The organism is Arthrobacter sp. NPDC056691, from assembly GCF_042791415.1.
GTDB lineage: Bacteria > Actinomycetota > Actinomycetes > Actinomycetales > Micrococcaceae > Arthrobacter.
On record NZ_JBHTXX010000003.1, the window covers coordinates 300536 to 320922 of the forward strand.

The 20387-nt window shown below is 67.4% G+C and carries 20 protein-coding genes and 1 pseudogene; 13 read left to right on the forward strand and 8 right to left on the reverse strand.

The genetic code is table 11. The features are described 5' to 3' along the window. Window positions 1-53 precede the first annotated feature (53 nt). Window positions 54-269: pseudogene (locus ACFRAU_RS04950) on the forward strand (hypothetical protein); the annotation flags it as partial. Between the two features lie 130 nt (window positions 270-399). Then, on the forward strand, window positions 400-660 hold the full coding sequence (locus tag ACFRAU_RS04955; protein ID WP_377999083.1) for a hypothetical protein: 261 nt from the start codon (window positions 400-402) through the stop codon (window positions 658-660). A gap of 4 nt (window positions 661-664) precedes the next feature. On the opposite strand, the gene ACFRAU_RS04960 is transcribed toward ACFRAU_RS04955, so the two are convergent. Then, the gene (locus ACFRAU_RS04960) at window positions 665-2509 is read right to left on the reverse strand and encodes a tetratricopeptide repeat protein (RefSeq protein WP_377999061.1); all 1845 of its coding nucleotides are present in this window, start codon (window positions 2507-2509) and stop codon (window positions 665-667) included. A gap of 120 nt (window positions 2510-2629) precedes the next feature. Here ACFRAU_RS04960 and ACFRAU_RS04965 point away from each other — a divergent pair, with 120 nt between their 5' ends. Next, window positions 2630-2794 (forward strand): hypothetical protein, encoded by a 165-nt coding sequence (locus ACFRAU_RS04965; protein ID WP_377999062.1) that lies wholly within the window; start codon window positions 2630-2632, stop codon window positions 2792-2794. Window positions 2795-3001: 207 nt separating this feature from the next. Beyond that, window positions 3002-4333 carry a MinD/ParA family protein gene (locus tag ACFRAU_RS04970; protein WP_377999063.1) on the forward strand — a complete coding sequence of 444 codons (1332 nt, stop codon included), beginning with the start codon at window positions 3002-3004 and terminating at the stop codon, window positions 4331-4333. Window positions 4334-4373: 40 nt separating this feature from the next. On the opposite strand, the gene ACFRAU_RS04975 is transcribed toward ACFRAU_RS04970, so the two are convergent. The 6 genes from ACFRAU_RS04975 to ACFRAU_RS05000 are packed head-to-tail and all read right to left on the reverse strand — an operon-like array spanning window position 4374 to window position 12362. Continuing rightward, window positions 4374-5258: a DUF6177 family protein gene (locus ACFRAU_RS04975; protein ID WP_377999064.1), complete on the reverse strand. Its 885-nt coding sequence runs from the start codon at window positions 5256-5258 to the stop codon at window positions 4374-4376. Continuing rightward, window positions 5255-5653, reverse strand: a complete 399-nt coding sequence (locus ACFRAU_RS04980) for a hypothetical protein (RefSeq protein ID WP_377999065.1) — start codon at window positions 5651-5653, stop codon at window positions 5255-5257. Before ACFRAU_RS04980 ends, ACFRAU_RS04975 begins: the two co-directional genes overlap by 4 nt. Further along, window positions 5650-9615 carry a type VII secretion protein EccCa gene (gene eccCa / locus ACFRAU_RS04985; RefSeq protein WP_377999066.1) on the reverse strand — a complete coding sequence of 1322 codons (3966 nt, stop codon included), beginning with the start codon at window positions 9613-9615 and terminating at the stop codon, window positions 5650-5652. Before eccCa ends, ACFRAU_RS04980 begins: the two co-directional genes overlap by 4 nt. Window positions 9616-9617: 2 nt before the next feature. Continuing rightward, window positions 9618-10739, reverse strand: coding sequence for a hypothetical protein (locus ACFRAU_RS04990; RefSeq protein WP_377999067.1), 1122 nt, complete (start codon window positions 10737-10739; stop codon window positions 9618-9620). After that, window positions 10732-12081 carry an EsaB/YukD family protein gene (locus tag ACFRAU_RS04995; protein ID WP_377999068.1) on the reverse strand — a complete coding sequence of 450 codons (1350 nt, stop codon included), beginning with the start codon at window positions 12079-12081 and terminating at the stop codon, window positions 10732-10734. The genes ACFRAU_RS04990 and ACFRAU_RS04995 overlap by 8 nt, the downstream gene beginning before the upstream one ends. Then, window positions 12078-12362, reverse strand: a complete 285-nt coding sequence (locus tag ACFRAU_RS05000) for a hypothetical protein (protein ID WP_377997096.1) — start codon at window positions 12360-12362, stop codon at window positions 12078-12080. Before ACFRAU_RS05000 ends, ACFRAU_RS04995 begins: the two co-directional genes overlap by 4 nt. A gap of 241 nt (window positions 12363-12603) precedes the next feature. Between ACFRAU_RS05000 and ACFRAU_RS05005 the strand changes: the two genes are divergently transcribed. The 7 genes from ACFRAU_RS05005 to ACFRAU_RS05035 all read left to right on the forward strand — a co-directional run bounded on the left by ACFRAU_RS05005 (window position 12604) and on the right by ACFRAU_RS05035 (window position 17275). After that, window positions 12604-12945, forward strand: a complete 342-nt coding sequence (locus ACFRAU_RS05005; protein ID WP_377997097.1) for a hypothetical protein — start codon at window positions 12604-12606, stop codon at window positions 12943-12945. Between the two features lie 81 nt (window positions 12946-13026). Continuing rightward, window positions 13027-13332 (forward strand): pore-forming ESAT-6 family protein, encoded by a 306-nt coding sequence (locus tag ACFRAU_RS05010; protein ID WP_377997098.1) that lies wholly within the window; start codon window positions 13027-13029, stop codon window positions 13330-13332. Between the two features lie 17 nt (window positions 13333-13349). Beyond that, window positions 13350-13709 carry a DUF6507 family protein gene (locus ACFRAU_RS05015; protein WP_377997099.1) on the forward strand — a complete coding sequence of 120 codons (360 nt, stop codon included), beginning with the start codon at window positions 13350-13352 and terminating at the stop codon, window positions 13707-13709. Window positions 13710-13739: 30 nt separating this feature from the next. Continuing rightward, complete coding sequence (locus tag ACFRAU_RS05020) at window positions 13740-15809, forward strand: glycohydrolase toxin TNT-related protein (RefSeq protein WP_377999069.1); 2070 nt, start codon at window positions 13740-13742, stop codon at window positions 15807-15809. Between the two features lie 5 nt (window positions 15810-15814). Further along, complete coding sequence (locus ACFRAU_RS05025) at window positions 15815-16327, forward strand: Imm61 family immunity protein (RefSeq protein WP_377999082.1); 513 nt, start codon at window positions 15815-15817, stop codon at window positions 16325-16327. 46 nt (window positions 16328-16373) lie between these two features. Next, a complete protein-coding gene (locus ACFRAU_RS05030) occupies window positions 16374-16760 on the forward strand; it encodes a glycohydrolase toxin TNT-related protein (protein ID WP_377999070.1) in 387 nt (128 codons plus the stop codon). 20 nt (window positions 16761-16780) lie between these two features. Further along, window positions 16781-17275 (forward strand): Imm61 family immunity protein, encoded by a 495-nt coding sequence (locus ACFRAU_RS05035; RefSeq protein WP_377999071.1) that lies wholly within the window; start codon window positions 16781-16783, stop codon window positions 17273-17275. Between the two features lie 81 nt (window positions 17276-17356). Here the strand turns inward: ACFRAU_RS05035 and ACFRAU_RS05040 are convergent, their stop codons facing one another. Then, complete coding sequence (locus ACFRAU_RS05040) at window positions 17357-18091, reverse strand: FadR/GntR family transcriptional regulator (protein WP_377997103.1); 735 nt, start codon at window positions 18089-18091, stop codon at window positions 17357-17359. Between the two features lie 191 nt (window positions 18092-18282). Between ACFRAU_RS05040 and ACFRAU_RS05045 the strand changes: the two genes are divergently transcribed. Together ACFRAU_RS05045 and ACFRAU_RS05050 are read left to right on the forward strand one after the other, a co-directional pair. Beyond that, on the forward strand, window positions 18283-18864 hold the full coding sequence (locus tag ACFRAU_RS05045) for a gluconokinase (protein ID WP_377999072.1): 582 nt from the start codon (window positions 18283-18285) through the stop codon (window positions 18862-18864). Between the two features lie 71 nt (window positions 18865-18935). After that, window positions 18936-20339, forward strand: a complete 1404-nt coding sequence (locus tag ACFRAU_RS05050) for a GntP family permease (protein WP_377997105.1) — start codon at window positions 18936-18938, stop codon at window positions 20337-20339. The last annotated feature ends 48 nt before the right edge of the window (window positions 20340-20387 follow it).

Here is a 20387-nt window from a genome sequence, read left to right on the forward strand (position 1 = left end):
CTGTCCCCGCCGGCTGAACGTCAACCACTGCGCGCTCTGGAACAATTGCCACCATGCAATCAACCGACACCGTCCCCGCCTTCGACTTGCGCATCAGCATCCAGGGCTCGGAGCCGGAGATCTGGCGCAGGCTTCAGGTGCCGGCGGGGCTGGCGGTAGCTCAGTTCCACCTGGCCGTTCAGGCCGCATTCGGGTGGGAGGACCGTCACATGTATGGCATTCGGTACGTGGACCCAAGCGGCAAGCCAGGCGTTCTCGCCGGTCCGGACGACGAAACGGAAGATTTGGAAGCGGCGCCGGTCTCCGGCGTCGTACTTTCCGACCTCCTGGACCCCATCGCCCGACGGCGTGGAACTCACCAAGGGCGGCTACCTGAGGCCCGCGATGGTGGAACGCGCAGTGGGCAAGGCGAACCGGGAGGCGAACGTACCGCCCGTCCTGGAACTCCGGGAGCACCTCACCAAATGGCGGCTTCTTCGGAAGCTGAATGGCCGGCTGGTCCTGGCGCCTGCCGGCAGGCGGGCCCTGGACCGACCCGGCGATTTGTGGGACTTGGTCATCAAAGACATCTTCTCGCGGCGCGGGCAGCTCACTGACGGCGGCGTGAAGGTCTTTCTGGAAGTCAGCCGGACGTTGACCGATCGCGCCCGTTACCGCTGATTGTTCAGAGCTGGCGGCGGGCTGCCAGGAAAGCCGTCAGCGCCGGGCTGTCAATCTCCTTCGCCAGCCAGGGAACGGCCTGGGCTGCGGCCTCGTCACCGAGCACGGCGCGGTGGGACTGCGCCCTGACTACGAACTCCCGCATTCCGCTCCGGCTCGCAAGGGCCCCGAGCCGCTCCGCCACTGCTCCGGCCCGATCAGACCTCGCCGCGATGGCCACCTCCGCCGCAACGTCCAGCAGCCGGGCCGAATACCAGAGGTACCAGGGCTTGGGCTCCATGCCCCTTTCCACCCAGTGCTGTGCGGCGGCCAGGTCGCCGTGTGCCAGGAACAGCCGCGCTTCCGCCCCCGCTGCGAGGGCCATGTAGCAGTGGTCCCCGGCCAGGTCCGCCATCACCCATGACCGGTCGATCATCTCCGCGGCCGCCTCGAGGTCGCCCGCCTCGAGGTAGGTTTCGCCGCGCACTCCGGCAACGAAGGGCTCGAACGCTGTCCAGTGCTCGGCGAGAATCCAGTGCAGTGCGTGGTCCAGGGTTTCGGCCGCGAGTTCCAGCTCCCCGCGCAGCAGCCACACGCGGCCGAGGAGCGCGCTGCTGAACGCCAGCTGCCGGCGGTTCCGCACCTCGCGGGCAAGCCTGACGGACGAGGTCAACGCATCCACCGCGTCGCCATAGCGGGCGGTATCCGACGCCAGCATTCCCTGGATCGCCAGGACCCGTGCCTGCTCGTCAGGGAACCCGGCGGCAGCGGCGCCGGCCCGCTCCAGCCAGCCGGCCGCGCGGTCCGGGACGCCGCGCTGGACGGACAGGTACCCCAGCTCGCGGTAGGCGGCCGCCGCCGTGGGGGACGCGCCGTCGTACTTTTCCGTCGGCGCCTTGTCCGACGGCGATGTGTCCGACGGCGATTCGGCCGAGAGCGCCCGGTGGAGGAAATCCGCCACCTCTGCGCCGCGGCCGCCCGCCTGGTGGATCATCGCCCCCGCCAGTGTGACCAGCGACTCGGCGAGCAGGTGCCGGTCAGGCGTGCGCTGCGCCAGGACGACGGCGAGCCGCAGCTGGTCCAGCCCCCGGTCCACGGCTCCGACCGAGAGCGAGGCCCCGCCGGCGTCGAGATATGAGCGCACCGTCGCCACGGTGGCGGGAATCCCCGGGTCTGTCTCCGGTGCGGCGCCGGACAGCGCTGTGCGGATTTCGGGCGGCAGCGGCAGCCCCAGTTCATCGCGGTAAAGGTTGGCGCACTTGGTCACGTGCTCGCGCGCACGCCGGTGCTCGCCGATCGCCACCAGCGCCCTGACCAGCACGGCGTTGCAGTCGGTGTGGAACGGGTCCCGCTGCAGCGCCCGTGTGGCCAGCTCGGCGGCCTCGCGCGGATCGCCCGAAGCCAGGGCGGACACGGAGGACTCGTACAGCAGGGACTGCGCGCAGTTCTCCAGCCGGTAGCGCTGGTCCGCCAGCCAGGAGTCGAAGACCGGGCAATCCACGAAGGACAGCCCCTCAAGCAGCTGGCCGTTCAGGCTGCGCGGGTCCGGGCGTCGGACCGACCCCGACCCGACCAGTTCGACGGCGTCGCAGCGCCACGGCGGCTGCAGCGCCAGCCGCAGCGGATCGCCGTCGAACGAGACACCGGCGAGCGTCCGGCGGAGCTCGGACAGGTTCCAGCGCAGGGCGCCGAGCGGATCAGCCGCGTCCGGAAACAGCAGCGTTGCCAGCCGCGACCGCCCGGTGCCGTCCGGCTGCAGCGCAAGGTAGGCCAGCACCGCCCAGGCCTTGCGGCCCCGGGGCTGCGGGGGAGCGTTGTCGGTGGACTCGATCGCGGGCGGACCGAGGAGCCGAATAAGGCTTTCGGCCATACGCGTCATTTTAGCCCCGGCGTTCCGCGCCGTCAGCGGGCGTTCACACGCTTGCTCACACGCCCGCCGGACACACTGAAATCACCCAATCAACACCACCACTCATCCGAGGGAAACACCATGGAACTGCTCATCATCATCGTTCTTGCGGGACTCTGGGCTGCAGGCGCCACCGTCCGTGCCATCCTGCATGACGGCCGGGGCCACACTCCGGGCGAGCGCTCCACCGAGCCCTGGCAGGCGGGCCGCCTGCCCAGCGTGCCGTTCTCTGAGGCGCGGCTCTAGGGGCGGGAGAGGTTTTAGGGGCGACGGCCGCTGGCGAGCCTGGTTCGGACAGGCTCCACCAGCGGGCCTGGTTTCGACAGGCTCAACCGCTCCGGGAAGCTCAACCAGCGGGGTTATGTTTCGTCGGCCAACCAGGAACTCGACCGGCCATCCGGCTAGGATCGATTGGTGGCGTCGCCTGGCGTCCAAAGATCTTGAGGAGCAGGGATGGAACTGGGGGCCACGAAGGTTGAGGTCTTTGCCGACGGCAGGGTATCCGTGGGCGGAGAGTTCATTTCGCCGTCCGAAGGCGTAGATCCTTACTCCGCAGCCATTGCTGTCCTGGCTGACTACGCCAAGATGTCCGGGAGTCCTGTGCGGGCCGAGGCGACGGATCACTCCAGCGGCCAGGAAGGAGAGTTCCACGTATTTCCGGACGGCCGCGCTGAGCCCGTGGCCGCCCCCCAAGCTTCCATGCCGCAGGCTTCCACCCCCGAAGCTCCCGTCCCGGGAAGCGCCGCTCCCCAAACCGCAGCTCCAAAGCAGCCGGTGTCTGCCCCGGGGGATGAGCCGCCTGTAACCTATCAACAGACGGGCACAGCGCAGGCAGACACAGCCGCCGAGCGGCAGGCCTACGGTTTCGCCCATGCGGAAACACAGTTTGTTCGGCCGGACCGGCCGCGCCCCACGTCCGGCATCCGTGGAGCACTCTATGCGGCCACCGGCGGCTACGTGAACCTGGGCCCCAGCGCCAAGGACCAGGACGAGGCCGAACTGGAGCGCCGGATCGCCCGGCCGCTCTCGGGTAGCTTCAACACCGCAATCCTCAGCCTGAAGGGCGGCATCGGCAAGACCTCCACCACTGTGGGCGTCGGCATGATCCTGGCCGAGTACCGCGGCGACCACCCGTGTGCCATCGACGCGAACCCGGACAGCGGTGACCTCGCGGAACGGGCCATGGGCGAAATGATCTACCAGAAGGTCAAACCGCGGACCGTGACCGATATCGTCCGGGACGTTGACCGCATCAAGTCCCTCACCACGCTGACCGACTACATGCATCACGCCAACCGGCTGCACCTAGTGGCCGGTGAGCAGGATCCTGCCCTGTCCGACGCCCTGACGGCATCCGAATACCTCAAGATCAAACACCTCGTCTCGCAGTATTACGCCGTGACCCTCACGGACTGCGGCACCGGCGTGTCCCACCCGGCCATGGCCGGGGTGCTCCCGGAGGCCACCAACCTTGTGATCGCCTCGGGCTACGCGGTGAGCGGCGCCAAGCGCGCACGCAACACGCTGCAGTGGCTTGCCGGCCACGGCTACGAGGACCTCGCCCGCAACGCGGTCGTGGTGGTCACAGACAAGGACCAGGTGTCCAGCCGTGTGAACAAACGGGCTATTGAGGAACACCTGGCCGGCTACTGCCGGCAGCTCATCACCGTCCCCCACGACCGCGGCGTGGCGGACGGCGACCGCATCTCCCTGGACAAGATCTCCCCGGCAACCCGCAGGGCGTACAAGGAAATCGCTGCCGCAATCGTGGACGGCTACGTCTAGAGGACCCGGAGCCCGTCGCCTCAAGGCTGACGGCGGTCCCTCATCCTGCGGCGGGGAACAGGAGTTTGTGCTGCACGTCCCTGGCCCGGCCCAGGTCCCCCTCACCGCTCTGGCGGTAACGCACCACCAGGTGCTGGAAAGGCGCGACGCCGGCCAGCTCAGCCGTTGCGACCGCGGCCACTTCTGGATCCACCGGGATGCCCAGGTGACGCCCTGGTCCCAGAACCAGAAGCTCGGGCATCCGCAGCCGGTCCATCCCGGCGCCGACGCCCGGCCCGTCGGCGCCGAAGTGCCGCTCTATGGACAGTTCCTGCACGTTGGCTTCCACCGCAGCCGCCGCGGCGGCAGCCGCAGCGGGTACGGCCTCTCCATCTCGCTCGGCCAGCACGTCGAAAGCCTCCACCACGCCCGATTCCGTCCGGTACGCGGTCACCGTGCCTGCGAAACCCGCGCCGGCAACGAGCGCACACGCCAGCGGCATTCGCTGACGGAGCCAGGTGGTCAGTCTGTCCGGATCCCAGGCCCTGCCCAACGGCTCGCTATCGTCCATCAGGAGCGGGGCCAACCCGACACACGAGCCCAACAGCCGTTCCGTGAAGTCGCCTATTTTCAGGCCGGCGCTGGCCTCATGGAGCACGCTCCCTCGGATCACGGTGGCGCGGCATGGTGTGTGGCCCTCCGGCAACGGGGCCCCGGCGAAGCCGTCCTCCAGCCCCGCGGCTCCGGGCGTGACCCACGGAATGCCGGCCGAGCGAAGAAACGCGAGCATGGGGTAGCTGGGCCGTGCCGTGCGTTCTGTCTGCACGGTCACAATGCCCAGCCCGGCCGCGCCCTGCGCTGCTTCACGCAACCTTGCGAGCAACGTGCGGCTCAGCCATGGCCGCCGGCCTGGGACCCGGACCACTGCCAGGGGCGCGCCGCTCATGTGCCCGGTGCCGCTCGTTTGCCCCAGTCCGCGTTGATGAGCTCATTGGACTGCGGATCCATGAGCAATCCCCGGGTGCCGATCACCGTGATCATTAGGAAAGACCGAACCGCCTCTGCAGTGTCCTTGTCATTGGGGCAGCTGATCTCCGAGACCCACGCGTCGCCCCGCAGCTGGGCTGCGGTCTCGCTGCCGTAGATCCTCCCGAGCTCCTCGCCGGGGACCCTGTGAGGGGCCGTCAGGAGCGCCAGGTCGTCGCCGTCGAAGCCCAGGACCAGGTGCTCCGTGTCTTTGACGGCCACCACGGTGAACTTGTTCTCAAACTGTTCAGAGGCGTACGCGAACCGTCCCAGCCGAGGATCTTCAGGGCAGATGAGGTGGAATTCGTAGGTCACTGCGGGACCTCGCCGTCAAACTGGAATGTCTGGATCATGACGGGGTTCCGGCTGGGCCGCAGGATCCTGGCTCGTCCGGTAGCCAGGGGCAGGGGCCGCTCACCGTTTGCGATGACCCCTTCGGACCTGTCCCCGGAGAACAGGATCACCGGGGACCCGGCAGCCCGGAGGCCGGCGATGAACGGATCATGGACGGTGACGGCCGCGCCGCTGGTCCGGCCCGTCACCAAGGCGTGAAGTCCGACGTCGGCACCGGAGGGAAGATATCCGGCCAGCGGCCGCAGGGGCTGGTTGCCGGTGGCAACGAGGATGTCGTAGTCATCCACAAGGAGCACGATCCGCGGAGTCCGCACCGGCGCTGTGCTTCCGTCACCGAGCCGGTCACGCACCTGGCTGGCCACGAACTCGGCCAGCTGGCCAGCCCTTTGGCCGTTGGCAGCATACTCGCCCAGGTATTCCTCGGGAATGAAGTTCTGGAGCTGCTGGCGGGGATCGAACACGGCGAAGACCAGCTCGCCGGGCTGGTGCGCGGTTATCAGCTGGGCTGCTGCCGTGCGGAGGAGGTTGGTTCTGCCCGTTTCCGGGTCGCCGAAAATGACGGCGCCGCGGTCGCTTCCCAGCAGCTCCAGCTCCTCCACGCCGGCATCCTGCTCGCGGATGCCCAGTGCGATCGCGCCCGGGGAGGAGCGGTGTTCGGATGGAAGGACGGCGCGCCCGGGGAGGACCCGGACCGGGGCGGCGCGCCGGGTGGCGTATTGCGACAGCGCGGCGGACAGCTCGACGAGATCCCGGCCGGCGCTGCCTGGGTCGGCTGTCTCAGCGAGCGACGGCAGCGCGAACTGGCCGATGGTCTTGTCCATGGTCAGCGCCCTGCCGGGCCGGTTGGCGCCGAGGGTGCTGGCCAGACGGCGGTCGATCGAATCTGCGGGGTCGGAGATGTGCAGCTCGATCCTGTTGCCCAGCAGGGACTGGCGGGACATCCGGACCTCGGACCAGCTGCGGACAGTCACCAGCACGTGGACTCCAAGGGAGCTGCCGCGGGTCATCACATCCGTGACCACGTCCTCAAGTTCGGGGAACTCCGTGGTCAGGCTCCCGAAGCCGTCGATCAGCAGGAAAGCGTCGGTACAGCCCAGTTCCGGGACGCCGCCCCGGCTGCGCAGCGCGCGCATTGCGGGCAGGGAGTCCACGGCGTGCCTCTCAAAGGCGGCCTGCCGCTCGGCTATCAGATGCTGCACTTCCTCAAGGGTGCGGCGGATCAGTTCCCTGTTTCCGCGTCCCGCCACGCCGCTGCAGTGCGGCAGCCCGGCAAGCGCCGCCAGCGAGTTGCCCTGCAGATCTACTGCGTAGAGGTTGACGTCGTCCACGCTGTGGCTCAAGGCGAGCGACGCGGCAACGGTTCGCAACGCCGTTGAACGTCCGCTCTGGGGCGCGCCGATGACGGCGAGATTCCCGCCGCGCGCGGTCAGGTCCAGATGCCACGGGCCCTGCCACTGCCGCGCCGGATCGTCGAGGATGCCGACGGACGGGTTCAGGTAGCGGGGCTGCCGCAGCCGCGGCCCGGCGGATGTCAGGTCCAGGGAGGCGCCGGTCCTGCCCAGCGCCACCGCGGCCGGCAACGGCGGCAGCCAGACCGGCGGCGTCTGCCGGGGCTGGGCGGAAGCGAATCCCACCAGCGATGACAGGATGGTCGCCGCCTCCGCGGGGACGGCAGCTCCCAGCTCCGGAGGGGCCGGACGAGGTACGACGGCGTCTGCCGCCGCCGTACTTTCGGCAGCTTCCCGGGTGTCCCGGGCATCGAGACGGAAGGTGCCGACGGGGAGGACGGCATCCGCCTCCTCGAACCGCTCGTCCTCAGCCGAAGGAAGCGCAACGGAGACGTACGCGGCACGGAACCGTTTGAACACCGTGGTGTCCACCTTCAGGATGCCGTGTCCCGGGGTGCTGGGCAGGTGGTAGGCATCCGGCACATCGATAATGGTCCGGCTTTCACTCTCGGAATTCGTGTGCAGGGCAATGCGGTAGGCGAGGTAGGTCTCCAAGCCGCGCAGCATTCCGGTCTCAACCTTCTGGGAAGCGAGCAGCAGGTGGATGCCGATCGAGCGGCCGATCCTGCCAATGGAGAGGAGCAGGTCAATAAAGTCCGACCGGGCGGTGAGAAGTTCGCCGAACTCGTCGATGCACACGAACAGGTAGGGCATGGGGTCAGCCAGCGCGGGGTTGTCCGGCTGGCGGTCCCTGGCCTGGCGGTAGTCATTGATGTGGGCAAAGTCCCCGCCGTTTTTCAGCAGCTCCTGGCGCCGTTTGACCTCCCCGGAGAGGCTTGAGTAGATCCGGTCCACCAGGCTTGCGTCGCTGACCAGGTTGGTGACCAGTCCTGCCACATGGGGCGCTTCCTGGAAGGGGGCGAAGGTGGCCCCGCCCTTGTAGTCCACCAGCACCATGTTCAGGTCCTTGGGGGAGTGCGACGCGATCAGGGACAGCACGATGGTGCGGAGCAGCTCACTCTTGCCGGACCCCGTGGCACCGACGCACAGGCCGTGCGGTCCCATGCCCTGCTGGGCGGGCTCCTTCAGGTCCAGGTGGACGGGCGTACCGTCCTCGTCCTCGCCGACGGCGATCCGCAGGAAGTCAGTCCCGCGCGGCGTACTCCACAGCTGGAGCATGGCCTCTGCCGTGTAGCCGTCCAGGCCCAAAGCCTCGGCATAGCTGCGGGATGACTTGTGTTGGCCGAACTCGTGGGACAGCTCGGAAAGCCGCAGCGGTGCCAGTGACCGTGCCACAGCCTCCGCCACCACCATGGGAACCTCGTCTGCGGTGCCGATGATTGCCTGGCCGCTGGCCGTGACCTCCAGCGTCAGCGTGTCCGGTGCCACCGTCAGCCTCAGGTCCACCGTGCCAGGCTCCTGCTGCTGCCCGGACAGGACGTGGATCCTGGTGACGGCCAGCTGGCTAAGAGGCACCTCGGGCGGCAGTCCAGGCAGCGGCGCCGCGTTCTGGCCGGGCAGGTCCGTGATGATGACCAGCCGCGGCAGCGCGTCGGGGGCGAGCCGCTGGAAGTTCCTTGCCGCACTGCTCAGCGCGGCGGCACGGGCATCCAGCGAGTTGCGCAGGAGCGCGGCCAGACCCTGCGCCGAGTCCGCCCAGCGCAGTTTTCCGCGGTCCTGCAGGTGCGGCAGCCACTTGGTCCACTCCCACGCCGCGCCGTCCCGGTCCGCGGAAAGAATGGCCAGTTCCAGGTCCTCGGGTGACTGCCCGGCCGCCAGCTGGCACAGCAGGCTGCGGCAGACCATCAGAGCCGTCGCCCGGTCTCCGACGATCGAGATGTCGGAGACCGAGCCGAGGGGAAGGGTCAAGGGCATGTTGGGGGTGCGGCTGAAGCGCTCGCGGAGCTGTTCCGCCTCGGAGAGCATGAACGCGTCAGGCCGCTCGACCGCGTCACCGCTGTCCTGCACGGCGATGTCCCGTCGGGGGACAGTGCCCGTGCCGAACCGTGCCACGAGAAAGTCCCCGGAGGTCCGCCGGCGTTCCCAAAGACGGTGCGGATCATTGATGACCCTTTCCACCAGGTGCCCGGCCGGTGGGTTGGCAGCGTGTGCTGCGGTGCGTGCCTGCTGCTCCTCGCCCTCGAAGTCCTGGCGGCGCCGGCGGACGTAATCCATGTAGAGCCGGCGTTTTCCTGCGCGCTGCCGGGTAGCCTTGCCGCGCTGGGAAAACATGAGGACCACTGACGCCAGGACGGTGGCCACCATCATGATGGCGCCGATGCCGGCCAGCGAGGATCCGCGGAACAGCATCATGACTGTGACGGACGTGGCGGCACCCAGCATGGGCACCAACGCCAGCAGGTTCATGCCTCCTGCGCCCGAGGCCAGTTGTGGCGGTGCATCCAGCCGCGAGGACGGCGGAGCCTGCTCGGGCAGCGTGGTCCGGGCGGGGCGGTGGACAATTCTGGTGGTCATGGTCAGGCCCTGTTTGCGGCAAGGAGCGCCCGGCCGACGGCTTCGGTGGCGGCAATCCTTGTCCGCGACCCGAGCCTGCTCAGCTGCAGGGCGCCACCGCCAGCCAGATGCCGGTCGAAGGGCAGCAGGTTCCCAGCCGGGTTCCTGCCCTCCAGCCGAGAATGCATCTGCTGCCGCGAGTGCACTGTAACAGCCACCTGCTGCACGTTCGGGAAGGCCTCGGCCAAGGTGTTCCGCACAGACTCCAACCGGAGAGCCCTGTCCCCACCCGGCAGGGCCCTTTCCTCACCGGGAGGGGACACCAGCACCACGGCATGGGCGGTTTCCAGCAGGGCTCCCGCGTGCCGGGACAGGGGAGAGGCTCCGGCGTCCACTACTGTCACGGCCATGAACCGGGACAGGGTGGAGGACACATCTGTCCACTCGGCCAGGGGCACAGGGGAGTCCGCCATCGCCCGCACATCGGTCCGGGCGGCGGCGAACACCTGGTTGCCGCACGCCGCAGCGTTCGCTGTGGCGTCTGGCAGAGTCCGCACCGGCTGGGTGCGGAACTGCTGGATCAGGACGGACAGTGGCGCTGCAGTAGCAGTACCCAGTCTCTGCAGCAGCATGCCCGACTGGTCTGTTGCGTCCACGGCCATCACAGATTCCTGGCGGATGCTTCCCAGCAGTTTGGCCAGTACGGCGGTGACTGTGGTGGTGCCTGCGCCGCCGGCAGTGCCCAGGACAACGATGCGGCGCCCCGTGGTGATGGGAGCCTCGACGTCGGCGCTGGCGCGGATGAGGCGTTCGGACAGCGCACCGGACGTGACGGCGTCGGTCACCTCAAACCGCACGCGCTCCCACAGCGTGTCGCCGCCCTTCCTGCGCGTCCCCGGGTTCACCGCGGGAGAAACGGCAGGGGCGGCCGCCACAGCGCGGGGGCTGGTCGTGCGGGTGCCGGCCGCCCGGGGCCTGGTCACGTGTGCAACGGTCTCCGAAGCGGAGAGGGCAGTGACCGGCAGGGCCGGTGACATGCCCGGAAAGCCGCTGCCCGCCGTCGTCGTAACCTGTCCCGGGGCTGCGGATGGTTCTCCGGATGATGCGGAGGAGAAGGGGAAACCTGCGCGGGGCTGATCAGCCAAAGGTCTGTCCTAGCTGTGTGTAGGTCCCGGACAAGCCCAGAACCAGGGGGATGGTGGCCAGTACGCAGAGAAGTTCCAGCCGGGAGGCCGTCAAGCGGAGCCGGGCCGCCGTCTCCTCGCGGACCCTGACCACTGAGGCGAGAAGGATGGCCAGGGCCACGGCCCCGACGCCACCCACGAGCCAGGGCTGCCGCAACGCAAGGGAGAGGGCGACGGCGACGCCCAGGCAGGAGCCGGCAGCGGCCAGATACAGTCCCGCCCGCTGGCTCAACAGCGGCAGGGAGAGCCCGCGGAGCGTCAGCGCCCCCAGCAGGGAGAAGGCCAGGGCCGTTGCCCATGCGGGCCTGTCGGCAGCGGTGGCGGTGATGACGGCGGACAGCCCCGCCATGCCGCTTGCGGCCAGAGTCCACCCCGTGAGTGTGGAGTGCGCTGCACGGACGGCGTCCAGTGTGCTCTTTCGGCTGATACGCCTGCCCTGCCGCTGGTCGTCGTCCAGGGCGCTCAGCCCGGTGAGCACGGTGGCAAGGCGCGGAGCAACGCCCACAGCGAAGACGGCAGCGATGCCCGTGGTTCCTGCCGCCAGCGGCACGTCCCCCGTGCTCCAGCCCATGAGCGTCCAGATCCCGCTGAGCCCGGCCAGGAGGCCCGCGCTGGAGAGGAAGGGCACATATCTGCGCGTAGCCACGGCGGCGGCGGCAAGGCCTGAGACCACAGCGCCGGCTGAGAGCACGGCCGCCTGGGCGAGAGGCTCCAGCGTGAGGGCGACCGCCACGGCGGCTGCCAGGCCCGCCAGTATCAGGGCAAGTCCGGCAGGCACCGAGCGCCAGCGGCCCAGGGCGGCGCCGGCCACCAGCAAGGCTGCGGCGAGGGCCACCCCGACGCCTGCGTCAGGTCCGTCCAGCAACATCACCGCGGCAATGACGGACCCTGCCAGCAGGAGGCCTCCCAGGGAGGCAAGCCCCGTGGTGCGCAGCCGTCCGGACCACAGGGCGGGTGTGCGCTCCGTGGTGTCGGCAGCGAATGAGGCAACGTCGTAGACCTCAGGTGCGGGCGGCACGCTGACGTCGTCGCGAAGGTACAGCAGCGTGCCGTCGGTGATCCCGGACTGGCGCAGGCTGAGCGAGTCCTCGAGCGTGGTCCCGGTGCTTGTGGTCAGCACTGAGGACGCGGCCGGCGCCTGCAGCCCGCCGGTCCTCTTGGTACTCGTCACGGAGCCGTCTTCGTCAGCCATCAGCTGCAGGAGTTGCGGAAGAAGGGAAGCCACCGGCTCGTCAGAAGGGAGCCGCACATCGAGATGCCGGTTGTCACCGATGATGGTGATGCGGCTCAGTGAGGTGCTCATGCGGCTCCCGCCTGGTAGTTGTGCGCCACGGGGGATGCGCCAGCCTGCTGGCTGGACTTACCGGGTTGGCTGGACTGCTCACTGAGCAGGTGCTGGACAAAGCTGTACCCGACGCAGATGGCAGCGATCAGGGCTGCGACCAGAAGTGACTGCAGCAGCCGGGCAGTGAACGTTGAGTAGCTGCGTTCCTGGAGATTCCTGCCAAACAGAAATGCATCATCCAGGCGGCTTTTGCGGACCTTCGCCGACTCGAGAAGCCTTGAGTCGAAATCTTCAGCCATCGCCTGTTTCCCCCTTAGTAAGCAAGCACGGCCCGCTGTGGCCACCGCGCGGCGGCTATCAGCCCTTAAACCTATCGCGGGTTCTGCGTGGCTGTGCAAGTCAAGGGCCGCACGGGGGCTTATTTACTGCATCGACTGGACATATTGCGGCCTCCATGTCCATGCTTGAACGTGCCGTCGCCGTCCGGCGCGGGTACGGTCTCAGAGCATCTTTAGTCTCAGAACATCATTTGGGGGAGTCATGGCCATCTTCGACATGGGCGCGGACACGCTCGGCAGCCTGAACAAGCAGACAGACGCATCGCACCAGGACCTCGGAGCCCTGGTCCGCAGGTTCGTCGACGCTGTTGCTCCGCTGGAGGGCCGCTTCAGCGGTGCCGGAAAAGCGTCCTTCGACTCCTTCAAAAACCGGTCCGATCTGGTGGCCACCGAACTGAACGCTGCACTCGCGGCTATTGTCGAGGGCCAGTCGGGGATGAATACGGCATTCCAGCAGGGCGATCTTGCGGCCAGCGACAACGCCCGCCGCACCGAGGGGTCCGCGAACTTCGACGGCGCCCGCTTCCAGGGGCGCGCCGGCTGAGCCGGGCGCCTGCTGAATTCCGTCACCAACACCCTTTAGATCCGGAACGGAGTAGGGGCCGCCAGGGCTCCGACACAAACCATGACTGCAAACCGCATTGCCTACGACACGAACGTTTCATCCCAGGTGCAGGGAGACATCCAGGCTCTCGCAGCCCAGCTGGAAAGCCTCATCGCCCAGCGCCAGTCCGATGTCAACCAGGCCATGGCTGACTTCCGCGCTGACGGCGTGGATGCCGAGTACCAGGCCGTCGAGGCACGCTGGGGAAGCGCCGCCAACGAAGTGCGGGCCATCGTCACCCTGGTCCGCAGCACCCTTGGGCTTAACGATGAATCCGCCACAACCGCCGCCACTTCTGCCCGCAACGCGGTGCAGGGCATCGGCTGACGCGGCGGTTCATTCCCATGGCAGGTGCATGGAACATCGACGTGCCGGCCAGCCAGGCCGTGATCGGCTCAGCAGCATCGTCTGTCCAGGGGCTGCAGGAGCCAATTGGCCAGATGCAGGCAGCGCTGATGGGTGTCTCCGAGTCGGTGCCCTCGCCCGTGGTCCAGGCGGCCCTCGGCGCCTTGGTGGAGGCCGTGATCGTTCCGGCGACCCAGGGGCTGGTTTCGAAGAGCGTGAACGTTTTGGAGAGCACGGCGGAAGCAGTCGGCCACTACGCGGCCGGTGACCTGAACATGGCAGCGAACGCGGCCCGCGGGGCGTCAGCAATGCCGGCGGGCTGGGCAAAGGCCGCCGGCCCGCAACCGCGGCCCAACTAACCACTTCAAATTTAGGGAATCAGGACGGCGATGAGCAGCGGGTTCGCGGAAGTTTGCACGATTGGGGCCGGAGCAAGCGGTATCGACGTCGGCGGCCTCCCGCCATTGCCCGACGCCGACGCGCTGGAAACGCACGCCACCGCACTTGCCGGGGCCAGTGCATCGATCAGTGCGGGAGTGAATGCCGCTTCCCGGACATGGACCGGCCTGTCCGGCGCCTACGAGGCACCGGAACAAGGCGTGGTGCTTTCTGGATTCTCGCCGATCGCCTACCGCGCGGCCAGCCTGCAGGGCATAGCTGAACAGTGCTCCGCGGCGCTGCGTTCCTTTGCCGGGCGGACGCGGGATCTGAAGCTCCGGGTTGAGGCCCTGAGGGCTGAAGTCAGCGCACTGGACGAGCTGATCCTGGGAAATGATGACTGGCAGTCGAAGATCGACATTGTCGATCAGCGCCGCGAAACCTATGACCGCTGCAGTGCGCTGGCCCAGGACATCCTGGATTCAGACGCCGCCTGCGCTTCCGCACTCAATGTACTGGCCGGTGGCGAGAAGGTTTCCGCTGCTGTCATTCCCAGGCAAAACCTGAACGGCTCCACGGACGTCCTGTCGAATGTTTTTTCGAACGTGCAGCACTTCCTGGGCAGCGACCTAGAGATTGCCGACCAGCCATGGGGGCCGGCCAACGTCTCCCTTCGCGCGGGCGGGCTCGCCTCCCTGGGGCAGGGCGCCCTTGCCGCAGTGGTTGGTGCCGGCCAGGGCCTGTACACGCTCCTGGGTACCACGGACAAGGAGCAGCAGGTCCGTGCCTGGCAGGGCCTCGGGATGCTCGCCGGCGCGGCGCTGACCACTCACCGGGCGATCTCGCGGGCCGACGGAAAGTTCTCCGCGGAAGAGTTGAATGCCATGCTCACCGTGGGCGACGCCGTTAAGGGTGCGGTTTACTACGACGAGTGGGGCAAGGACCCGTGGTACGCGGCCGGCGGCGCTACGGTGGACGTTGCGGGACTTTTTGCCGGTGGCGCCGGCGTCGGATTGAAGGCGGGGACGGCCGCCAGCAAGGCCGGAATGGCCGCCGAAAAGATGGGTGCCGCCGCGACGGAGGGCTCCCGGCTAGGAAGGCTGGCTCCTGCTTTGGGCAGTTCCGCCGATGCCCTGGGAACGGCCGGTGCCGTCTTGTCGAAGCCAGGCTCTGTTGCCCTGAAGATATCCGACGTCGTCATGCCGGAAACTACGGCGAAGCTGCTGGACAAACTGGCCGACGTCCGCGTCGAAGCGCCCGCGCCCAGCCACACGCCCGACGCCACGGACCTCCCTCGCACGGGCATCGCCGAAGGCAACGGACCTGCACCTCTGGGGCACGAGGATGCCAGGGTGGCTCGGCCTGGGGCGGCTGAGGAGAGCCCGGCGCCCCGCGGCGAGGGGGCGGGCGACGTTCCCGACGACGATGCCAAGGCGGTTGCCGGTTCGTCCGAGGTCCCGGGCGAACGGGTGCCCCACGTGGACGACGAGCCCAAACCCGAGGACGCGCTGTACGGGCTGCCACGTGATGTCCACGCCGAGCACTCGCCGTACCCTGCGATTACGGATGTCAACAGGGAGACCATGGAATTGGTCTCCGATCCGCAGGCTCCCTGGGGCCGCGCTCCCGAGGGAACTCCGTTCAGCAAAGCTGAGTACGACGAGCGCTACACCAAGCCGGGCAGAGAAGGCGCCGTATGGTCCGAGTATCCGCCCAACGCGGGGAGGGTCCAGGGCACGGGTTGGGATTACATGAGCTTGAAAGCCTTCGTCCGGGATTACGGGGGCCAAGTGGACCGGATAGGTGATTCCGACGGGTCGTACTTGGGACTGATAGAGGATGGCGTACCAGCTAGTTTTGAGGACCGTTCCCTGCCGGTGGCGTCACTGGAGAAGGCATACTCCAAGTATCGGTTGGTAGAAGATTGGCCCCCGGGCGCGGAAGGCTGGACGATTGAAGTATCAAAGATTGCTCCTGCCTTCGGGCGGGAAGGCGGGGCCATGCAATTGCAGATTATGGATAATCTGGGTAAGCCAGTCCCGGTCGACTCGCTGCTGGACGAAGGAGTGCTGACGCCGTGAGTGACATGCAGCAGCAGCTGGACGAACTAATGGCCAGAACAGGCGACATTATTGCCAAAGCCGGGCACACAGCCAGCAAGAGCGACAGCGACGGCTCCTGGTACTTTGCCCCGAGCGGCGACAACTACAGGCACGTTCTGGTCCGTGACGGATTGTTCGTTGTTGGACAGGTCGACCGCAACAACCCCGAGTACGATGTTTTTACGTCAGAGTACGCTCGCGATACGGAGCTGTTTATCGTCTTCTGGCTGTGCAGCAGCTGGCGGTCGCAGCGACGTCTTCCCAAGTTGTTGACGGTTCCCGTACCTGTCACGATTGACAAAGTAGCGCCAGGATTCAGCTTGGAACGCGATGGCTCCGCTTGGGTGCTTAGGGAGGCAGCCACCGGCGCTGAGCGGCGTACCTCTAACGCATCGGGGTTGGTTCATTTTTCCCATTACGTCAACATGTCCCCGGAGGAATTGCGTGAGGCGTGCTTGGCGCCCGGAGGGAAACCACCCTTCTTCCCGTTGACGTAAACAAACTTCAAGATCTTTTGGCCTGCCTTTTCCAGAGAGGGAAAGTATGTTTGACGTCTACCCGCCCGATAACGGCGCCCTGCCCGGTGACCGCCTGGCGCTCAAGAGCCTAAGCGAATTCCGCCGGCTCTACGGCGGAACCGTGGACAGGGTTGGTAGTGAGGACGGTTCGCACCTGTACCTGCTCATGGACGGCAACCCATCCAGCTTTGAAGCCAGATCCCTCCCGGTGAATGCGCTGGAGCTGCCCTACTCCCGGTATCAGATGGCGGAAGACTGGCCTCTGGGCACCGAAGGGTGGACTGTGGAGGGTTCAGTCGTGGGCCCCGGCTTTGGCCGCGCCGGAGGAGCCAGCCAGGTGCTGTTCCGCGACGCGGACGGCACAATTCTGACGGTCGACGAACTGCTGAAGGCCGGGGTGCTGACCAAGTGACTATCAATATAGAACCCACAATGTCCCGTTTTCCCGAGTTGGCCAAGGCCGCCAATTACAGCATGGCCAGGTCCGGGGACGACTCATGGTGCCTCTACAATCTTGGCGGGGAAGTCCAGCTGTACCTTCGCGAGGTGGACGGGCGCTTTGTGCTCACCGAGGCCGAGCGCGAACGGTCAGAGCGAATCGTGTTCGTATCGCCTGTCCTTGACGACATCGAGAAGTTCCTGGTGTTCCGTCTCACAAGCCTTTACCGCCGTCGGCAGGGCCAACCGTTGCTGCTGGTCACGCCCGTTCCCGTGACGGCCGACAGCGTGGCCCCCGGTTTCTCACTGCGACTGGTCGGGGACGGCCTGGCCACGCTCACCGAGGCCACAACCGGCGTCGAACGTCAGGGGCGGATCATTCCACTTGTGGAGTTCTCGCACTATTCGGCACTGTCCGCAGATGAGCTTCGGACCTACACGCTGCACCCTGAAGCCTCGCCCGTCTTCAGGGCCACGAACGCCGTCTAAGGTGGTTTCCACCGTGAAGCCGCCGCCGGGGGCCCAGGCTCAACGAACGGGGTTGGTTTCGACGGGCTCAACCTGCGGCGGCTAGTGCAGCCCCATCGCTTCGCGTACCTCGTCCAGGATGTGGTGCATGGCGGCCTCTGCGGCGACGGCGTCCCCGCCGGCCACGGCTGAGGCAACATTCTCGTGGGCTTCGAGGGCTTCCTGGCGCGGCTTGAACGGCATGAGGCCCTGCTGGGTCCGGCTGGTCAGCACCTCGGCCACCATCCCTTCGAGGGACGAGAACATCTCGTTGCCGCAGCTCTTCAGCAGCAGCCGGTGGTAGGCGATATCGGCTGCCGTGAACGCCTCCAGGTCTCCGGCCTCACCCAGCCGCCGAAGCTCCGCGGCCAGGGCCACCAGCTGGCTGCGCTCGGCGGCACTCGCCCGGCGGGCGGCACCGGCCGCGGCAATGGGCTCGACGGCGATGCGCAGCTCGGTGAGGCTGGCGTACTGCTGGGCGCGGCGGTCTGACGCGAGGCGCCAGCGCACCAGCTTGGGGTCGTAGACGTTCCAGAGGTCCGGGCTCTGCACCACAATGCCCACCCGGCGGCGCGAGTACACCAGGTTCATCGATTCCAGGACCTTCATGGTGTCGCGGGCGACGGTGCGGGACACGCCGTACTCCTGCTGCAGGCCTTCAAGGGTCAGCCGGCTTCCCGGCGCGAGGCTTCCGGACGCGATGGCCACGCCAACAGCGTCAAGTACGCGTTCATGCATAGCGGGTGACAACCCGCCGTCGTACGCGGTGACCGCGTGGTTCCCTGTCGCCGTCGACATGATCCTGCCTCTCTTTCGCGCCGCAGGCGCTCTCCCAGCGTACCGGAAGTTGAGGCAAAGGTATGACCTGTGACACGCAAAGATAGTATCTTTCGCCACAAATGGTGATACCTTATCTCCAGCGCAGTTCGAAACGGACTGCAGATTGAGCTTCTTCCACAAGCCAAAGACGTCTTCTTCGGAGGTAAACGATGCAGTATCCAGCCACGCACCTGGTGGTGATGGGCGTCGCCGGTTCCGGCAAGTCCACGATTGCCGCGGCACTGTCCAAGCATCTGGGCTGGGCATGCGCGGAGGCGGATGAGTTCCACCCGCAGGCCAACATCGCCAAGATGAGCCAGGGTGTTCCGCTACAGGACGAGGACCGCTGGCCCTGGCTGCAGGAGATCCAGAAATGGATGACCGAACGGGCGCGCTCCAGGCACAGCACCGTGCTCACGTGCTCCGCGCTCAAGCGGACATACCGCCAGCTGCTGTCCGACGCCGAAGGCCGCGTCCTCTTCATCCACCTGCACGGCGAGGCGGACGTCCTCAGCCAGCGCATGCAGGGCCGCGAAGGCCACTTCATGCCGCCCACGCTCCTGCCCAGCCAGCTGGCCACCCTCGAACCACTGACCGCGGAGGAACTCGCGGCCGGAAGCCTCCGCCTGGACATCACCCGGTCGCCTGAGGAACTCATCGCGGAGATCCTGGCAGCCCTGCAGCTCCCCTCGAACCAGGAGCTCTCCTCGAACCAGGAGCTCTCCACCAACCAGGCGCCCTGCGCCAACTAGCCGCACGACCCGGGTTCCGCGCCCCAAAAGCGCGGACCCACCCCCCAAGTAATCTGCTTCAAAGGAGAACCATGACCATCGAAGGATGGACCCAAACGCTGGGCGCGGGACCGCTGCTGCTCATTGCGGCGGTGGCGATCGGCGTCCTGCTGTTCCTGATCATCAGGCTGCGCATGCACGCGCTGCTTGCCCTGATCCTGGTCAGCCTCGGCACCGCCTTCGCCACGGGCATCCCCGCCAACCAGGTGGTCCCGGTGCTCATCAACGGCTTCGGGACGACCCTCGGAACCGTGGCGCTGCTCGTCGGCCTGGGCGCCATGCTCGGCCGCATCGTGGAAACCAGCGGCGGCGCCAAGGTGCTGGCCGACTACATGATCGGCATCTTCGGTGAGAAGCGCGCCCCGTTCGCGCTGGGCCTGGCCTCGCTGGTCTTCGGCTTCCCCATCTTCTTCGACGCCGGCCTCGTGGTCATGCTCCCCGTGGTCTTCGCCGTCGCCCACCGCCTGGGCGGGGGAGTGCTGCGCTACGGCCTCCCCGCCGCCGGCGCGTTCTCCGTGATGCACATCTACCTGCCGCCGCACCCGGGCCCCGTCTCGGCGTCGGCCTTCTTTGAAGCGAACATCGGCCTCGTGACCATCGCCGGCCTGATCACCGCCATCCCCACCTGGTACCTCACCGCATACCTGTACGGCCTCTGGACCGGCAAGAAGCTGGAGCTCCCGGTTCCGGAACTCCTGGGCCACGCCACCGCCGAGGCCGAATCCCACCCGCCGCGCTTCCGCACCATCATGGGGCTGCTGCTCCTGCCGCTGCTCTTCATCTTCATCAACACCGGCCTGAACACCGCGGCCTCAGCGGGTGTGCTGCCCGCCTCCGTCAAGAACGAACAGTGGTTCCAGTTCCTGCGGACGCTGGGTGAAACCCCGGTGGCGCTGCTCATCACGGTGTTCGTGGCCATGTTCGTGCTCGGCGCCCGCCGCGGCGTCAACAACGGCGTCCTGGAGAACCTGCTCGAATCGTCGCTCGGTCCGGTCTGCTCGGTCATCCTCATCACCGGCGCCGGCGGCATGTTCGGCGGCGTGCTGCGCACCTCAGGCATCGGCGACGCACTGGCCGACGTCCTGGGCCACATGGGCATCCCGCTCATCCTGGCCGGCTTCCTGATCTCGTCCATCCTGCGCATCGCCCAGGGCTCCGCCACCGTTGCCCTCACCACCACCGCCGGCCTGATCGCCCCGGGCGTCGCCGCTGCCGGGATGAACGCCATGCAGGTGGCCGCCCTGGTCATCGCCTGTGCCGCCGGTTCAGTCGTTGCCTCGCACGTGAACGACGCCGGCTTCTGGATGGTGGGCCGCTTCTTCGGCATGGACGTCAAGACCACGCTGAAGACCTGGACCGTCATGGAAACGCTGATCGGCGTGATGGGCTTCGGCATCTCCGCAGCCATCTTCGCCGTGGCCGGGCTGGCCGGTTAGCGACACGTTCTGGAGTACGACGGCGGGAGGCCGGCAGATCTGCCGGCC

What these genes read in the sequence shown, in the direction of transcription:
- ACFRAU_RS04960 (WP_377999061.1), bottom strand. Translation starts at nt 2,509, where the DNA reads ATGGCCGAAAGCCTTATTCGGCTCCTCGGTCCGCCCGCGATCGAGTCC.
- ACFRAU_RS04965 (WP_377999062.1), top strand. Translation starts at nt 2,630, where the DNA reads ATGGAACTGCTCATCATCATCGTTCTTGCGGGACTCTGGGCTGCAGGC.
- ACFRAU_RS04970 (WP_377999063.1), top strand. Translation starts at nt 3,002, where the DNA reads ATGGAACTGGGGGCCACGAAGGTTGAGGTCTTTGCCGACGGCAGGGTA.
- ACFRAU_RS04975 (WP_377999064.1), bottom strand. Translation starts at nt 5,258, where the DNA reads ATGAGCGGCGCGCCCCTGGCAGTGGTCCGGGTCCCAGGCCGGCGGCCA.
- eccCa (WP_377999066.1), bottom strand. Translation starts at nt 9,615, where the DNA reads ATGACCACCAGAATTGTCCACCGCCCCGCCCGGACCACGCTGCCCGAG.
- ACFRAU_RS04995 (WP_377999068.1), bottom strand. Translation starts at nt 12,081, where the DNA reads ATGAGCACCTCACTGAGCCGCATCACCATCATCGGTGACAACCGGCAT.
- ACFRAU_RS05000 (WP_377997096.1), bottom strand. Translation starts at nt 12,362, where the DNA reads ATGGCTGAAGATTTCGACTCAAGGCTTCTCGAGTCGGCGAAGGTCCGC.
- ACFRAU_RS05005 (WP_377997097.1), top strand. Translation starts at nt 12,604, where the DNA reads ATGGCCATCTTCGACATGGGCGCGGACACGCTCGGCAGCCTGAACAAG.
- ACFRAU_RS05010 (WP_377997098.1), top strand. Translation starts at nt 13,027, where the DNA reads ATGACTGCAAACCGCATTGCCTACGACACGAACGTTTCATCCCAGGTG.
- ACFRAU_RS05015 (WP_377997099.1), top strand. Translation starts at nt 13,350, where the DNA reads ATGGCAGGTGCATGGAACATCGACGTGCCGGCCAGCCAGGCCGTGATC.
- ACFRAU_RS05020 (WP_377999069.1), top strand. Translation starts at nt 13,740, where the DNA reads ATGAGCAGCGGGTTCGCGGAAGTTTGCACGATTGGGGCCGGAGCAAGC.
- ACFRAU_RS05025 (WP_377999082.1), top strand. Translation starts at nt 15,815, where the DNA reads ATGCAGCAGCAGCTGGACGAACTAATGGCCAGAACAGGCGACATTATT.
- ACFRAU_RS05030 (WP_377999070.1), top strand. Translation starts at nt 16,374, where the DNA reads ATGTTTGACGTCTACCCGCCCGATAACGGCGCCCTGCCCGGTGACCGC.
- ACFRAU_RS05035 (WP_377999071.1), top strand. Translation starts at nt 16,781, where the DNA reads ATGTCCCGTTTTCCCGAGTTGGCCAAGGCCGCCAATTACAGCATGGCC.
- ACFRAU_RS05040 (WP_377997103.1), bottom strand. Translation starts at nt 18,091, where the DNA reads ATGTCGACGGCGACAGGGAACCACGCGGTCACCGCGTACGACGGCGGG.
- ACFRAU_RS05045 (WP_377999072.1), top strand. Translation starts at nt 18,283, where the DNA reads ATGCAGTATCCAGCCACGCACCTGGTGGTGATGGGCGTCGCCGGTTCC.
- ACFRAU_RS05050 (WP_377997105.1), top strand. Translation starts at nt 18,936, where the DNA reads ATGACCATCGAAGGATGGACCCAAACGCTGGGCGCGGGACCGCTGCTG.